The following is a 13467-nucleotide window of genomic DNA, read 5'->3' as shown; positions in this document are numbered from 1 at the left end:
GCCGTCCGCTGCGCTCCCGGCCCGGCGGGACTGCGTCCCGCTACCGGCCTCCGCTTCACTCCGGCCGGGGCCGGCGGGTCCGCTGCGCTCCCCCGCCTGACGGTCCTTCCGGCTGCGCCTCCAAAACCGTTGGGCCCGCTGACGCGGGCCGGGCTGGCTACGAGGGAGGGGGGTCGCTCGTTCGTGTTGGGTTCCAGTGTACCGCGTGCATCAGGCTGATGCAGCATGTACCGTTGGCGGAAATACAGGACACCCTCCAACCACCCCGATGGGGCGCGGCTTTGATGTGATGTCAGCGCCGAAGTTTGGTTCCCCCAACTCGCGCGAGGAATAACGAATTGGGAAGTTGCGGACGCGGGCCACAGAACGGTACCTCAGATTTCGGAAAGCTCGAATTCCGGCGTGCGGAGGTACCGGAGCCGAACGGCCCCCAAGGGCCGGGCGGCGGAACCGCCCACCGGCACCGGCCACGCTTCCTCGCTTTTGAGCGTCAGAGCTGGCATCACCCGAGACTCAGAGCCGCTGCTGCCGTCCACGACCCGCACCGGGCCGCCGAAGCTGTACGCGAAGCCGCGCGCGCAACGACGGGGTCCGGCCGGCGGGCTCTGACGCTGCTGCTGGCGGGCGGACCCCACGGTGTGGCGATGCTTGATCACAGCGGGGAGAACCGGTATCACGCGCGCGCACGTTCTAGAGGCAAGAGCCCTGCGTTTCCGCAGGTCAGGGAGTCGAGTTCAGCAAGATATGTCAGGCCTGGACTGACATATCTCGGTCGCGACGTCAGCCGGTCCTGACCGATCAACATCGTTTCGTGGCACTACTGCCACGAAACGGCGCACGATGTGTCAGCGGGAGGTTCGGACCTGATCCGGAAGCGGAGGTCAGTCCAGGGCTGACGTACGGGTGACTTTCGTGTCGGCGCTGCCGCGTTTTGGTGGCACTACTGCCACGGTTCTCCGCTATGGTTCTGGCACCACGACGATCAAGGAGGCAGCGACCCTATGAGCTCAGGGCCCCTGGACGGCAGCGCAGCGCCGAAGCTGCCCGGCGCCCCGTCCCGTCGTCGGCGACGCCCGAAGCCGCCGCCCACCGCCTACAACCGGTCCTCCGGCTCCACCATCGAGCTGCCCGCTGGCCACGCCGCCCAGGTCTTCCCGGTCGGTTCCAGCACGGGGTTCATCGGCGAGGCGTTCTCCATGGACAGCCTGGAGTTCATGCGTTGGGCTGCCGTCCGCTACGACAGCGACCGGTTCGTGCTCGTGGTGCTGTTCCACCTGATGGGCTCGCAGAAGCCCGGCGGCCTGATCGAGGCCAAGCACGAGGACGTCGCTGAGGCCCTCGGGTACAGCCGGCCTCACATCAGCCGCGTCTTCAACGTCCTGGAGGGCGACGGCGCGCTGCGCAGGCTCCAGCGGGGCCTCTACCAGCTCAACCCGGCCGCATCGCTCAGGGGAGGGATCAGGGAGCCGCAGAAGGGCGAGAAGAAGCGCGCCAAGGCGGGTATCAGCGACAGGGTGGAGCAGCTGGACCTGCTGCGCGAGATCATGGAGGACCCGGACGCGCCCGAAGCGTTCCGGGCGATGGCCGCTCCTGGCGCGAAACTGGAAGTGCGCAAGGAGTCGGATGGGGAAGGGAAGGCCACGTCATGACGTCCGCTGCCGAGGAATGGGTTCCGCGCCGCAACGTGCTGTGGGGCAGCTTCAACGGTCTCGCGTACGTACCGCGGCTGCCTCCCACCGCCTACACCCTGCTGCTGCACATGATGACCGAGCAGGAGCCCGGCGGTCTGGTCGTCGCCACGCACGACGAACTCGCGGCCGGACTCGCGATGGAGCGCGGCATGATCAGCCGCGCCATGCCGCATCTGGTCGCTGCCCGGCTCGTCACCGTGGTCCGCCGAGGGCGCTTCCAGCTCCACCCGATGATCGCCGCGTTCAACGACCCCCGCGAGCAGCAGCGCGCCATCAAGGCCCTGCCCCGGGACATGCGACTGGACGTCGGCGATTTCGAAGACGAGTACGAGCGTCGCTTCCAGCTCCACCTGGACGAGAAGGCACGCAAGGCCGAAGCCAAGGCCAAGGGCAACGTCACGCCCATCACCAAGACGGCCCGCCTCAAGCGCGTCCGCTGACCCGGCCGCCCGGCCGGCCGGGCAACACGGCGTCGCACCCCTGGTGCGGCGCCGTTCTCGTGCCCGAAGCAGTACACCGTTCACCTCCAGGGGAAACCGCAGGCAGGACAGCCCGCACGAGCGTTCCCGGGAGGTGGCGCTGCGCGCCGCCCGCCTGCCCGCCGGCTGTCGCGGTACGAGTGGAGCGTGACCAACAACTTCGGCCTCCACTTCGCCCAGGAGCTCGTCAAGCCCTACGGCTTCCTCGACGAGGGCTGGCCTGGGAGCGCCGAGCAGGTGATCCCGTTCTTTGCGATCGTCGTCAACGCGCTGGGCGTGGACGACGCGGCAAGGTGGTTCGAGGCGGCCCGCAGGGCCCACCAGCGCGTGGTGACTGCGGAACAGAACCGGACCCGTCACTTCGGCTTCGACCACTACCTGGACCTTGAGACCCGGGCGTACGACGAGAACGCCCTCCCCGTCGTGGCAGCCTTCGAGGCGATCAAGAGTGTGTATCAGGTCACCCGCCAGGATCGTGGCGTGGACGTGGACGTGTACTTCGACTGCGCGCTGCGGGCCTGCTCGCGGGGCAGCAGTCATCCCGGCAGCAGCCCGGCTGCAGCAGGTGCGACGGCGTAGCCGTCTGGGAGGCAGCGGGCTGTCTGCTGCATGGTGAGACCGCCCCTGCTGCACGTGCAGCATCCGTGTGCCGTCCCGGTCGTGCGATTACTGCGCTGCGCTGCACTCCTGAGCAGACCTGCAGCACGCGTCTTGCATCCTTCACTACCAGGAGCAGCAGTACGTCGCGGACCGGGCAGCGCGAGGTGCTGCAACAGGCCGGTGAGGTCGGTCGACGCCCAGGGGCTGACGGGGGCGGTCTTGCACCCCGTTGGTAGGTAGTACAGGTAGTACCTACCTGTGGGTTGAGTTCCTTCCTCCTGAGAGCAGAGCTCGGGCCGGGAGCAGCGAGAGTGGAAGGCATGGCACCCGCCGTGAAGCCGGTTGCCGAGCGTCAGTCAGAGCGTTCCGCTGCCCGCTCCAACCGCTGTACGCCGCTGTGAGCGCCTCTAAGGCCCTTGACCGTCGCTCCGGGAGCCCGGAGGGCGCAGAGCGCCGCAGACGGCCGCGCAGAGCCGGGAAGGATCATGTGCGCCGGGCGGGCGAGGTGGGCCTCAGTGCAGACGGCGGCGGGTGGTGTGTGCCCGCGCAGCAAGCTTCGCTCTCAGGGGGAGAGATCTACAACCCGCACATAGGTACTACCTGTAGTACCTACCAATAGGGTGCAAGACCGGCTCCGAACAGGCCCGCAACGCACCGAACCGCCAGCGCAGCGTCCGGCGGTCAGTGCAAGGCGGGTCGCGGGCTCGGTGGCGAGATCCGCCCGGCCGGCCGTACTTCCGGGACTTCGCCTACGGCGGGTGGAAGAGCGTGCCCGTCATCAGGTCAGTCAGTCCTAGATCTTCCTTGTACGCGAGCGATCCCTCATCAGATGACAGACCCGATCCCTCACCAACCGACGGACATGCGGAGTGCCAGCAGCGCGCGGTCGGCCTGGTCCAGGACGTCGTGGTCAGACCTCGAGGTAGGCGACGACGACCACGGTGCGAAGCGCCGTGACCCAGTACAGGAGGCGTACGCGCTCGACTTCGTCGGCGTACTCGCGCAGCCGAGGGCCGGCGGTGTCGCCGGGGATTGGCTCGCCGACCTCGGGGTCGACGGAGACGACGACCAGGGCGCGGTCCAGGGCGTGGATCTCCGCCTCGCTGGTGATGTTCTCCAGCTGCTTGGCAGCGGAGTCGGAGAACGCGATGCGGGCGCGGCGCGGGCCGCGCTGAGGGGGCATCAGGCGACGGCCGGGCGCTGGCGAGCGAGCCGGGCGAGGTGGGCCTCGCGCAGCTCCTCCCACGGCGTGCAGTCCTCCACCGAGGGCAGCCCGTTGGCCGCGATGTCCTCCAGGACGGCGGCGAACTGGTCGGCGCTGGCGCGGGTCTTGGCCGCGTACGCACGCAGCCCGTCGGCGGCCGCAGGCTCCAGCTGCTGCCGGGCGTGGTCGGCGGGTGCCGGCTGTTCGCTCATCGAGGGCTCCAGAAGGCAGAACTGGCGTCTCCCCCAACGGTATCGGCCGCCCCGGACGCTGGGGACCACTCCGGACGAACCCGGCCGTACGAGGTGCGAGACCCAGGGGCCCAGGTGGACCCAGCTACTGGCCCCGTTCATGTCCACCAGGGAAAACACCGGTCTCGGGACCCAGGGACCCAAGTTCTGGGGCGGCTGCTGGGTTCACCCGGGTCCCGGTCGGCGATGACACAGATCAGCTGATCAGTGACACAGACAGGCTTGCCCACCTGGGAAACAGGCAGTTGATGACACAGGTCGGCCGGACTGTTCAGCAGCGGACGGTAACCGGACTCGGGCCGTGTCACGCTGATCAGGCAAGAGGCCCGGATCGGGTTCCGGGCCCGTGTTTCCGGGCCGAACCGGCCGCGTGACAGCCGGACGGGGTGCGTGACACCCCTGGGCATGACAGCGTGACATTCACATTCCGTGATCGTCACGGGCCGCACCTCCCAGCTATGTCACAGGGTCACAGGTCACCTCCCAGAAACGCGTCTGCCTGGGGAAACGGCCTCCCAATGTCACAGGCATTGCAGGTATATCGGGCATTTTTGGCTCTCAGGCTCCCAGATCTGTCACAGGTCTCGCAGGGGGATCTGGGAGCCTGGGAGGTTGCAGAGGGTGAGATCACAGGAGGGCCGGACGGGGGCAGCGGCACTGCTCGCAGTCGGCGCAGCCGGCGCACTCCATGCAGAAGGTGCGTGGCGTGCGCGGGCAGTGGCAGATCGGGTTGTAGTCGGGGTCGTCCTCGCCGGGGTAGTACGTCTCGCCGATGGGCGGTTCAATCCACGCGTAGACGGTGCCGTCGGCGAGCAGCTCCTCGAAGTGCCGGCCGATGGCGCTGCGGTGTGCCAGACCGCGGCGACCTCCGGCTCCTGGTCGTGGGTCATGCCGGGCTCCCGTCGGTGTCGGCCGGCTCGGTGGCGCGGGTGAGGAGCGCGGCGAGGTCGGCGGTGGCCTCGGGTTCGGCGGTGGCGAGCCGGGCCGCGACCGCCAGCTGGCCGGGCGCGGCGGTGGGGGCCAGGCGGGCAAGCGCGGACAGCAGCGCGGCGTGCGCGAGGACGGGCTCCGGCAGGAGACCGGCGGCTGCCTCGCGGGCGGCCGGGTCGGCGTAGTGGCCGCGGTGCGCGGCCAGGGCGTGGGCGAGCCAGGCGTCGACGTCGGCCTGGACGTAGGACCCGGCGCGGCGGGTGAACTCGTCACGGGCGGCTTCGTCGCCTTCGCGGGGCTCGGCCTGCTCCAGGCTGCCCAGCTCGCGCAGCGCCTGGAGGTCGTCGGCGCGGGCCGCGACCCGGGCGGCTTCGCGCAGCTCGGCTTCGCGGGCGGCGGCGGCCGCGGCTTCGGCGGCGAGCTCGGCCTGGACGACGTCGTCGCTGTCCGGGTCGTACACGGTGCCCGGCGGCGCGGCGGCGAGCAGCTGGTCGATGCGCTCCCACTCCGCCAGCTCCGCCGGGCCGCGGACGTCACCGGCCAGGTCCTCGTGCCGCGAGTTCTGCCGTGCGTCGAACCGGGCGTCCTCGAGGGCGCGTGCGACGGTGGCGGCGTCCATGCCCTTCGCCCGGCGCCGGACGACGCGGCGGCCGATGCGGGCGGGGTCGACCGGCTCCCGGAGCGCGGTGACGCGCGGTGTGAGCGGACTGCGGGCAGTGCGCCGGGGCGGCCAAGGCGTGGTCATCGTCGGCCTCTATTCATGATGTGGATTCGGGAGCGGGCCGCCGCCAGAGCGCTGTACGACGACCCGCAGGATTGCTTTATAGCAGGCCCGGAATTCGACCGCGTCAGAATAGGAACTCGATGGCCTGTACGTGCGTAAAATCCGCGCGCAGGCCATCGGCCCGGGTGCCCCATTCCGTGAAATACGACTCGGTGATGGCCTCCGCGACGATCGGATGCAGATCCTCCTCCGTCGCTCCGGCCTCCTGTAGCTCCAGGATCTGCTTCGCATAGGTGGGCGAGATCGGGGTGGTGATGGTGCGTATCCGGCCGTCGTCCGAGCTGCCCGTGCACGTGAATCCGAAGTACGCGGTCACCTCCACCATCATCCCCCTAGAGGTGGACGCCTGTTCGCGCGCCTGTGCCCTGACCTGCGGTTGCCACTCGGATTCGGTCTCCTCCACCAGGGCGGTTCGGAGGCGTTTCTGCGGAGTCGTCAACTTCCCGGCGCGGTAGCGCTCCACCGTGCGCCGCGAGACACCCAGGCGCTCCGCCAGGGCCTTGGTTCCCCTTCACCCGTGTGAGAAGGAATTTCACCTGAGCCTTCGCGGATTTCGGCGCAGGCCGGGTGAACACCTTCCGCTCCGCCCGTACGAGGGCGTCCAGGACCTTGCCGCGACGCGGCGCCGGCTGCTGCGAGTCGTGCTGATCATCCATGGGAGAAGCGTCCGTCAGGTCACCTGTGGACAGATGACGGCGAGCACACCGCCGCGTCGTACGGACGGCGCTGTCGGAGGGGCGAACTACTGTTGGGCCGTGACGACGTACGCCTATCCCGACGATCTCCTCAAGGCGCAGCAGGCCCTGAATGAGGTGCGCTCCAGCCTAAAAGCCCTGGTCAAAACGCTGCCGTACTCCGTGGAACCCATGGAGGCGTGGGAGCGCCCCGACGGCTACTGGCTCACCACGTCCCGCGCGTACCCGGACTCGCCAGGCTGGTCGGAGCAGGACAAGAAGGACGTCGCCGCGCTGCGGGAGAAGGAACGCGACCTCACTGCCGTGATCCTCACACACCCGTTCTGGAGCGAGGTCGCCGCACCTGAGCGGTCCGATGCCCGGTCCCAGCTCAAGCACGCCCTCGAACGCGAGGATGGCGGGAGCCAGGAGGCGGCGTAACCGTGGCGGACACGCCGCACGAGCCGCCGCCCATCACCGTGGTCATTCCCGATGGCCAGGAGGTCAGCGGCCGCCTCCAGGAGCGCCAGCAAGTCCCGGATGCCTGGCTGTACAAGGTGGCCGTCCCAGGTGAGATGGCGGCCGGCGGCGGGGCCTGATGCTGGCGCCGGGTTTCAGCTAGAGGACCTGGCTCGCCCCGCTCGACAGCACACAGGAGCACTGCTGGTGGACGCCGACCCGCATGTGCGACGCTTCAAGGACAACCAGCCTGGTCTGGTGAGAGGCCCCGCGCCGCCCTCGAAGGTCATCTGTCCGTGACCGGGGCGCGGTACGGGTTGTCTTGCTCGGCTGTACGCGGCCCCACGCCGCGTGCTTGATGCCCTCTCCCCTCGGAGGGCGTGATGGGCTCGACCCCGGAACGGGGCGAACCGTGAGCGAATTCACCGTGCTTTCACAGCAGTACCCCGACCGCAGCGTAATCACCGTGCGCGGGGAGATAGACCTGCATACCTGTCCCCAGCTGGCGAGGGCCGCGGCCATCATCCCGCTGGGCGGCAAGGCGTTGTACGTGGACCTGTCGGGTGTGACCTTTATGGACTCCAGCGGGCTGAACCTGCTCGTGCTGCTGCGCCGGCGCCTTCACGCCGAGGGCGGCCGCCTGGCCGTCATCGGACTCCAGCCCCAGCCCGCGCGCCTCCTGGAGATCACGGACACCTACGAACTGTTCGCGGCGGACACCACGGACGCGGACGACTCCGATGACGCCCTGACCCCTTGAACCCGCGCAGCGGCGAAATCCCCGCTCGATCGCCGGTCGCGTTGGTCCAGGTCAGACCCAGGAAAGCCAACAAGCCGCAGCTGCCTACGACCGGACCTGCGGAGGCGACGACCTCGGTGATTTCGGCAGCTGGTCATCCGCGACGTCCTGCCCGTCCCCGCGCACTGACCTTCAGCGACGGGTGACGGTATAGCCGACGTCGTTGACCGCGCGGGTCCACACCTCGCTGTCGAACCACTTGGTGATGTCCGGCTGCATCTCGGTGATGGTGCGCATCCGAGCCTGCCAGTCGTGCCCGGCCGGGCCGCGGCTGCCGTTGCACCCAGGGCAGCCGTCCTCACCGTGGATATGGCCGGCCATCCACGCGTTGACCGCCACGTTCACGATGACCGCGTACAGGTCACCGCCGGTCTGGGCCAGGGCGTCCGGGACGCCAGCGAGGACCAGGGCGAGCTCAGGGTTGTCGAGCGGCGGCATCGGAGCCTGGCCCACCTCCTTCTCGCTGCTGCTCTCCTTGTAGGAGTCCAGGCTCTGCGCCAGGCGGTCGGCTGTGGCCTTGGCGTCGAAGTAGCGCCAGGCGGAGCGCACCTGGATCCCCAGCCGCTCCGCCACCGTGGTGACGATCTTCTCGATGGTGTCCTCAACCGTCGACGGCGCGAGTGTCACCCCCCGGCGTGCCAGCTCAGCGAGCGTCTCGGCAACGGCTTCCTTGAATGCCTTCGTGTTCCGCACCCGGGAATCGTAGGGGCAGCCTCCACCCCGCAGGGACCGGACGGCAGCAACGGCCGCCGCCATTCAGGATGGCCTCCCGTCTCCCGGCACCACCACGCGGGCAGGGTGACCCGGGCGGCCCACAGTCGTTGGGCACGGCGTCGCGTGCATGAACATCCGACCCCCGCGGATACGCGAGCGAGCCCCGAACCGCATCGGTCCGGGGCTCGCAGGCTGTTCGGGGCACGCTGCTATAGATCGAACTCGAGGTGCTGGACGTCCATGAAGCGGACCTCCTCCAGGGAGCCGGCGCGGCGGCCGCCGTCCTGGAAGTACACCTCCTTGAGCCCTTCGGCCACGATCTGCTGGAGCTGCTGGTCGCTGGCGCCGGCCTCCTGGGCCTCGAAGAGACGAGCGGCGTAGCGGGGCGGCAGCGCGACAGTCAGGTGCCGGACGCGGTCCTCATCCGTCGACCCGATCGGCGCGGTGTAGCCCATGCGGGCCTGGGTGTCGATGACGATGCCGCCGGTCGTCGCCGCGCGCTCCTTGGCCCTCGCGCGGATCTGTGGCTGCCACCGTTTCTTCACCTCGCGCTCCAGGCGCACGGCGAGGTCCGGGCGGGGCTTTTTGATCTGGTCCTTCACGTACCGTTCGACGGTGCGCTGGGAGATGCGCAGCATCTGGGCGACCGGCTTGGTGCCCTTGAGCTGCTTGACCAGGTAGCGCATCTGAGCGCCCGCGCTCTTGGGTGCCGGGCGGGTGAACGCCTTTTGCACCGCGGCCTCCAGGCCGTCCCCGAACAGGCTCATCGCGGCCTACTCCCCGCTGGTCTCGTGGTGGGTGATGTGGGTGATCTCGATGTCGGCCCACCCGTCGGCGGTGTAGTGCCAGCTGCCGGCGCGGCGGGCCTGGCGTTCGGCGAGGAGTTCCAGGCGGGCCAGGAAGCGGTTCCAGGGGCCGTCCAGGGCGTCGCCTTCGTCTTCGGTCAGGTTGGCCAGCGACTGCTCAGCTGCCCTGGAGACGGTGGAGTGCAGTTCCTGGAAGGAGGTGGTGCGAGCGGTTCCGGTGGTGACGCCGGATGCCGTGGTGAACGACCAGCGCGCGGCCCAGGGCCGTGTGTCAGCCTGCATGGTTGCGTCCCTGCCTCGCATCTCGTCTCCTACTCTCCGTTGTCGATGTCGGTGACGGTGCCGTCCTTGATGTAGCGGGCGAGGTTGAGTTCCGGGGCGTTGAACCGCTCGCGGACCTCCTCGCCCCACAGAACCGTCTGGGTGCCTTCGTGCTTGACCAGGCCGGGGTTGATGCCGAGCTTGAAACCGCCGGGCAGCGGCTTGCCGTCCCGATAGGGCAGGAAGTCCAGCGGGCTGGTGCCGTTGGCTGCGTAGACGACGCAGTCGGACAGGATCGCGATGGGGTACTGCCCGGTGAACGCCGCGTGCTTGACGATCTTGCGGTGGAGGTTGATCCGGGTGCGGGAGATGACCGCCGCGCGGATGTCCGGCCGCCAGGTCGGACGGGACAGCGCCCGCCACGGCTGCCCGGGCCGCCAGCCCTCACCCCGGGGCCGCTCGCGGAGCTTGCCGATACCGCCCTTCACGGTCGCTTTGATCGCTGAGACGACGATCGCAAGGTCCGGGTCGCGGTCCTTGTAGCCGTCCATCGCCGCCAGGAAGTCGGCCGGCTCCATGTCCGCGTGCACGCCGAGGTCGGCCATCGTCGCGAGGTAGGCGTCACGCAGCCGGTTGTACCAGCCGTCCAGATAGCGACCGCTCTCGTACCGGACCCACGCCTCGATCGGCCGCACCTCGTAGCCCAGCTCCTGGGCGTACGCCACGGTGGGCGTCGCGTACCAGGCTGGCCCTTCCGGGCGCTCGCCCTTCGGCGTGAACGGAGAGGGCAGCAGCGAGCCGTCCAACTCCACCCACTCCTTGCCGACCTTCACGCGGGACAGGTCGACGTGGGAGAGGTCGACCAGCCACGAGCCGGGCAGCTTCGAGTCGAATGCGGGGGCCTTGACGTGCGTCGCCTCACCGAGGCCGACGTTCAGACCGTTGGCGCCGGCGGCGAAGGCCATGTTCACGTCGATGCCGACCAGGTGCCGCAAGGTGCACTCGGCATCGGTCATGGGCCGCGCCCAGTCGTACGCCTCCTCGAACAGCTTCTCGCCGGGGCCGCGCACGTGGAACCGAGGCAGGTCCTTGAGGACCGGGTGGCCGTCGGGGACCTCGCACGGCGGCCAGTTCATCGGATCGATGGCGTCCTTGCCCAGGCTGCCGGGGTTGTGCTCGGGGTGCCGGCGGCCGTCGGTGTCCGGCTCGGAGGCGCGGGTCGGCGGGTGCAGGGCGGTCATCAGCTCCAGGCCGGTCACGGCGGTGGAGCCGCGCGGCGTCATCACCCGGGACGCATAGGTGCCCAGGAGCCGGGCGAGGTCTGCCGGCGGAAGCTGCCCGGCGTGGCCCCAGTGGCGGGAGTCGAGCGCGTGCCAGGACGGGATGCACAGCTGCACGCAAGCGCGCTCCGAGCCCTTGGCCGGGCGGTAGATCCGCGCCCACGGGCCGAGCCCGCGCTTCGTCAGCTTCCACTCCGCACGTGCGAGCTGCTTGACGACCTTGTGGCCCTCCGGGAGCCGTCCGGCGAGCCGCTCCTCATCGGTGAGGGTGACGGGCAGGCCGTAGCGCTCCAGGGCGGACTCGGTGAGTACGAGCAGTGGGTCGGCGTCCTTGCCCGGCCCGGCGAGCTTCGGCTGACCGAGCTTGGCCTCGCGCAGCGTCCAGTCGACCAGGGCTGGGATGGACTTGGCGGGCACGTCCAGGACCAGGCCGCCGGTGCAGTACGCCAGCACCTTGCCGTCCTCGACGTCGACGACCGCGAGCGGGCCGTTCTCAAACCGCGGGTCGGTGCCGCCTGCCGGGGTGCCGGCCGGGGCCGCCTTCTTCGCACCCGGGCGGCGCGACGTTGACGACGTCCTGGTGGTGCGCGCCGGACGGGACGCGGCCGCCGGAGCAGCAGGGGAAGGGGCAGGGGTCTGGGTGTTCCCGGTTGCAGTCATAGCCGCAGCCTCGGACGCCTGACCTGTGGACAGAGTCCGCGCTTCCGCCGGGGCGGGCGCTGCGGTGAACGTCGCCGACACCGCAGCGTCGCCGACGGACGCGGGCGTGGCCGTGTCGGCCGGGGCGGCGGGGTAGAGCTCCGCGAGCTTGTCCAGCAGCCGGGCGTAGGCGTCGCGCTCGGGCGGGCGGGGCTCGGCCTTGCCCGCCTCCCAGCCGGACACCGTGGCACGGCGCACCCTCAGCGCGGTGGCCACTTCGTCGATCGTCAGGCCGTGCGCGGCCCGCAGCCGCTTGCGCTCCGCCGGCGGCGGCAGCACGGCGCGGGACGCGAGCAACGCGTCGACCGCGTCGAACAACTCGGACATAAAAGCACCTCCTGACCGACACTCTACCCCATGAAGCGTACGTATCACGTACGTTTGGCGTACGAATCGCGTACGGCATGCGTTCGGGGCTGAAGATGACGCGCGGCGCCCCTGCTGAGCAAGGGCGCCGCGGTCAAGGCTGGACGGCTGGTCAGTCCGCCTGGAAGAGGTGGTGCGTTTCCGTGTTGGTCCGCCACCGGCGGTTGGCGGAGGGAAGGGCGGACACAGGCCGGACGTACCCGTCGTAGACCAGGAACGCGACGACCTGGTGCCCGAACTTCGGGCCGTCTTTCTTCCGCAGCCTCCAGTTCCCGCCCGGCAGCACGCCGCGCACCTGCGGCACCTCGTACCGCTCCACCCGCAAGAAGCCCGGCCGGTCCGTAGCCGGCACGAGCCGGCCTTCCTCCGGGACCAGGACCAGAGCTCTGCCGTCCGCGTCCCAGGACTCCACCAGCACCTCCAGTTCGTCCTCCTCGCCCTCGCCCTCGGCAGCGTCGGCGTTGGTGAAGTAGGCGTAGTAGCGCACCCGTTGAGTGTCCATTCGACGATGGTGGCCCCTGACGAGCAGGGCAGGGAGGAGATCCAGTCATTCCCGCTCACGCAGACTCCTGGAGCCGGGCCGGCTGCGGCAACACGGCCGCCGTCCCTGCTTCCCTCGCCGCGCGCTCGGCACGGGCCCGGCGCAGGGCCGCGGCGTGGGAGGCGTCGGCCTGGCGGCGGCGCTCGGTGCGGGCCTGCTCGATCGAGGCTGGCTGATCGTCGGTCGCCTGCTCCGGCTCGGGGAACGCCTGGAGGCTCAGCGCTCGCATCGCCCGGGTCTGGCGCTCCACTGCTTCCGCGATCGACGGGTCGACGCGGCTGACGGGCGCGACGGCCTGGTGCGCGGCGAGCGCCTGGTGGAAGCCGGGCGATCCCATCTCGCGCGTCTTCACCGGCGCCTGGGGAGCGTCCGGCGCGGCGGCCGGAGCGGTCCGGGGGGCGGGCGCGGAACCCGGGGGCAGGACTCGCACGGTGCGGACCGCGTCGGTGCCGGCCGTGCTGTTGGCCGTGGCGACGATCCGTGCGGTGATCAGGCGCAGCTGGGTGGCGTAGGCCGAAGAGTCCGGGCGCAGGTCGAGCTGTCCGGTCTCCGGGTGGAACGCGACGGCTGTGACGTGGTCAGGCAGTTGCGGGGCGACGCTCGCGGCGATGTCGGGCCACTGGTCCAGGACGCTGCCGCCGGCGGCCGGGAGCTCCCAGGCCCGGTCGGCCATGAGCCCAGCGAGGACGGCGGCGAATCCGGAGGGCTCCCGCCCGTCGCGCTTCATGGTCGTCGTCCGGCGTTGGCGCGGGGCGCGGGCCTCGATGCCGCCGTTGTTCTTCGCGGCGAGGCGGGCCTGCTGCAGCGCGACGCGGGCGAGGTCGACCCCTGACAGCTCCGGGGTGCCGGCGCCGCTGCTGGTCTGCTCGATGGTGCTGGTCTGCTCGATGGTGCTGGTCTGCTCGGTGGTGGTGGTCTGCTCGGTCACG

16 protein-coding genes and 1 pseudogene are annotated in these 13467 nt (G+C 70.1%); 6 read left to right on the top strand and 11 right to left on the bottom strand.

Annotated elements, in window-relative coordinates; translation table 11 throughout:
* Window positions 1-374: 374 nt before the first annotated feature.
* On the bottom strand, window positions 375-656 hold the full coding sequence (locus tag AB0946_RS38140) for a hypothetical protein (protein WP_366765321.1): 282 nt from the start codon (window positions 654-656) through the stop codon (window positions 375-377).
* Window positions 657-1001: 345 nt separating this feature from the next.
* Between AB0946_RS38140 and AB0946_RS38135 the strand changes: the two genes are divergently transcribed.
* From AB0946_RS38135 to AB0946_RS38125, 3 genes are all read left to right on the top strand, one after another.
* Window positions 1002-1649 (top strand): helix-turn-helix domain-containing protein, encoded by a 648-nt coding sequence (locus tag AB0946_RS38135; protein ID WP_366765320.1) that lies wholly within the window; start codon window positions 1002-1004, stop codon window positions 1647-1649.
* Window positions 1646-2131 carry a hypothetical protein gene (locus AB0946_RS38130; RefSeq protein ID WP_366765319.1) on the top strand — a complete coding sequence of 162 codons (486 nt, stop codon included), beginning with the start codon at window positions 1646-1648 and terminating at the stop codon, window positions 2129-2131. Before AB0946_RS38135 ends, AB0946_RS38130 begins: the two co-directional genes overlap by 4 nt.
* A gap of 186 nt (window positions 2132-2317) precedes the next feature.
* Window positions 2318-2749 carry a hypothetical protein gene (locus AB0946_RS38125; RefSeq protein ID WP_366765318.1) on the top strand — a complete coding sequence of 144 codons (432 nt, stop codon included), beginning with the start codon at window positions 2318-2320 and terminating at the stop codon, window positions 2747-2749.
* Between the two features lie 931 nt (window positions 2750-3680).
* Here the strand turns inward: AB0946_RS38125 and AB0946_RS38120 are convergent.
* From AB0946_RS38120 to AB0946_RS38105, 4 genes and pseudogenes are all read right to left on the bottom strand, one after another.
* Window positions 3681-3953 (bottom strand): hypothetical protein, encoded by a 273-nt coding sequence (locus tag AB0946_RS38120; RefSeq protein WP_366765317.1) that lies wholly within the window; start codon window positions 3951-3953, stop codon window positions 3681-3683.
* Entirely contained in the window at window positions 3953-4186 is a 234-nt protein-coding gene (locus AB0946_RS38115; RefSeq protein WP_366765316.1) for a hypothetical protein, read from the bottom strand. The genes AB0946_RS38120 and AB0946_RS38115 overlap by 1 nt, the downstream gene beginning before the upstream one ends.
* 925 nt (window positions 4187-5111) lie before the next feature.
* A complete protein-coding gene (locus tag AB0946_RS38110) occupies window positions 5112-5900 on the bottom strand; it encodes a hypothetical protein (protein ID WP_366765315.1) in 789 nt (262 codons plus the stop codon).
* Window positions 5901-6003: 103 nt separating this feature from the next.
* Window positions 6004-6595: pseudogene (locus AB0946_RS38105) on the bottom strand (terminal protein).
* 99 nt (window positions 6596-6694) lie between these two features.
* Between AB0946_RS38105 and AB0946_RS38100 the strand changes: the two are divergent.
* The 3 genes from AB0946_RS38100 (at window position 6695) to AB0946_RS38090 (ending at window position 7832) form a co-directional block, all read left to right on the top strand.
* On the top strand, window positions 6695-7054 hold the full coding sequence (locus AB0946_RS38100) for a nucleic acid-binding protein (RefSeq protein ID WP_366765314.1): 360 nt from the start codon (window positions 6695-6697) through the stop codon (window positions 7052-7054).
* Window positions 7055-7056: 2 nt separating this feature from the next.
* A complete protein-coding gene (locus AB0946_RS38095; protein WP_366765312.1) occupies window positions 7057-7212 on the top strand; it encodes a hypothetical protein in 156 nt (51 codons plus the stop codon).
* A gap of 218 nt (window positions 7213-7430) precedes the next feature.
* On the top strand, window positions 7431-7832 hold the full coding sequence (locus AB0946_RS38090) for an STAS domain-containing protein (protein ID WP_366765311.1): 402 nt from the start codon (window positions 7431-7433) through the stop codon (window positions 7830-7832).
* A 171-nt stretch (window positions 7833-8003) separates the two neighbouring features.
* On the opposite strand, the gene AB0946_RS38085 is transcribed toward AB0946_RS38090, so the two are convergent.
* The 6 genes from AB0946_RS38085 to AB0946_RS38060 form a co-directional block, all read right to left on the bottom strand.
* On the bottom strand, window positions 8004-8564 hold the full coding sequence (locus AB0946_RS38085; RefSeq protein WP_366765310.1) for a hypothetical protein: 561 nt from the start codon (window positions 8562-8564) through the stop codon (window positions 8004-8006).
* A 230-nt stretch (window positions 8565-8794) separates the two neighbouring features.
* On the bottom strand, window positions 8795-9352 hold the full coding sequence (locus tag AB0946_RS38080) for an XRE family transcriptional regulator (RefSeq protein ID WP_366765309.1): 558 nt from the start codon (window positions 9350-9352) through the stop codon (window positions 8795-8797).
* Between the two features lie 6 nt (window positions 9353-9358).
* Entirely contained in the window at window positions 9359-9673 is a 315-nt protein-coding gene (locus AB0946_RS38075) for a hypothetical protein (protein WP_366765308.1), read from the bottom strand.
* A 29-nt stretch (window positions 9674-9702) separates the two neighbouring features.
* The gene (locus tag AB0946_RS38070; RefSeq protein ID WP_366765307.1) at window positions 9703-11958 is read right to left on the bottom strand and encodes a helix-turn-helix transcriptional regulator; all 2256 of its coding nucleotides are present in this window, start codon (window positions 11956-11958) and stop codon (window positions 9703-9705) included.
* Window positions 11959-12109: 151 nt separating this feature from the next.
* Window positions 12110-12499 (bottom strand): hypothetical protein, encoded by a 390-nt coding sequence (locus tag AB0946_RS38065; protein ID WP_366765306.1) that lies wholly within the window; start codon window positions 12497-12499, stop codon window positions 12110-12112.
* 55 nt (window positions 12500-12554) lie between these two features.
* Complete coding sequence (locus tag AB0946_RS38060; RefSeq protein WP_366765305.1) at window positions 12555-13466, bottom strand: DciA family protein; 912 nt, start codon at window positions 13464-13466, stop codon at window positions 12555-12557.
* Window position 13467: the final 1 nt, after the last annotated feature.

It is taken from the genome of Streptomyces sp. NPDC046870, assembly GCF_040704595.1.
Classification (GTDB): domain Bacteria; phylum Actinomycetota; class Actinomycetes; order Streptomycetales; family Streptomycetaceae; genus Streptomyces; species Streptomyces argyrophylli.
Note: the sequence above shows the minus strand (reverse complement) of the source record. Positions and strands in the feature narration are given on the sequence as shown.

What these genes read in the sequence shown, in the direction of transcription:
- AB0946_RS38110 (WP_366765315.1), bottom strand. Translation starts at nt 5,900, where the DNA reads ATGACCACGCCTTGGCCGCCCCGGCGCACTGCCCGCAGTCCGCTCACA.
- AB0946_RS38070 (WP_366765307.1), bottom strand. Translation starts at nt 11,958, where the DNA reads ATGTCCGAGTTGTTCGACGCGGTCGACGCGTTGCTCGCGTCCCGCGCC.
- AB0946_RS38120 (WP_366765317.1), bottom strand. Translation starts at nt 3,953, where the DNA reads ATGCCCCCTCAGCGCGGCCCGCGCCGCGCCCGCATCGCGTTCTCCGAC.
- AB0946_RS38135 (WP_366765320.1), top strand. Translation starts at nt 1,002, where the DNA reads ATGAGCTCAGGGCCCCTGGACGGCAGCGCAGCGCCGAAGCTGCCCGGC.
- AB0946_RS38065 (WP_366765306.1), bottom strand. Translation starts at nt 12,499, where the DNA reads ATGGACACTCAACGGGTGCGCTACTACGCCTACTTCACCAACGCCGAC.
- AB0946_RS38090 (WP_366765311.1), top strand. Translation starts at nt 7,431, where the DNA reads ATGCCCTCTCCCCTCGGAGGGCGTGATGGGCTCGACCCCGGAACGGGG.
- AB0946_RS38130 (WP_366765319.1), top strand. Translation starts at nt 1,646, where the DNA reads ATGACGTCCGCTGCCGAGGAATGGGTTCCGCGCCGCAACGTGCTGTGG.
- AB0946_RS38080 (WP_366765309.1), bottom strand. Translation starts at nt 9,352, where the DNA reads ATGAGCCTGTTCGGGGACGGCCTGGAGGCCGCGGTGCAAAAGGCGTTC.
- AB0946_RS38115 (WP_366765316.1), bottom strand. Translation starts at nt 4,186, where the DNA reads ATGAGCGAACAGCCGGCACCCGCCGACCACGCCCGGCAGCAGCTGGAG.
- AB0946_RS38075 (WP_366765308.1), bottom strand. Translation starts at nt 9,673, where the DNA reads ATGCAGGCTGACACACGGCCCTGGGCCGCGCGCTGGTCGTTCACCACG.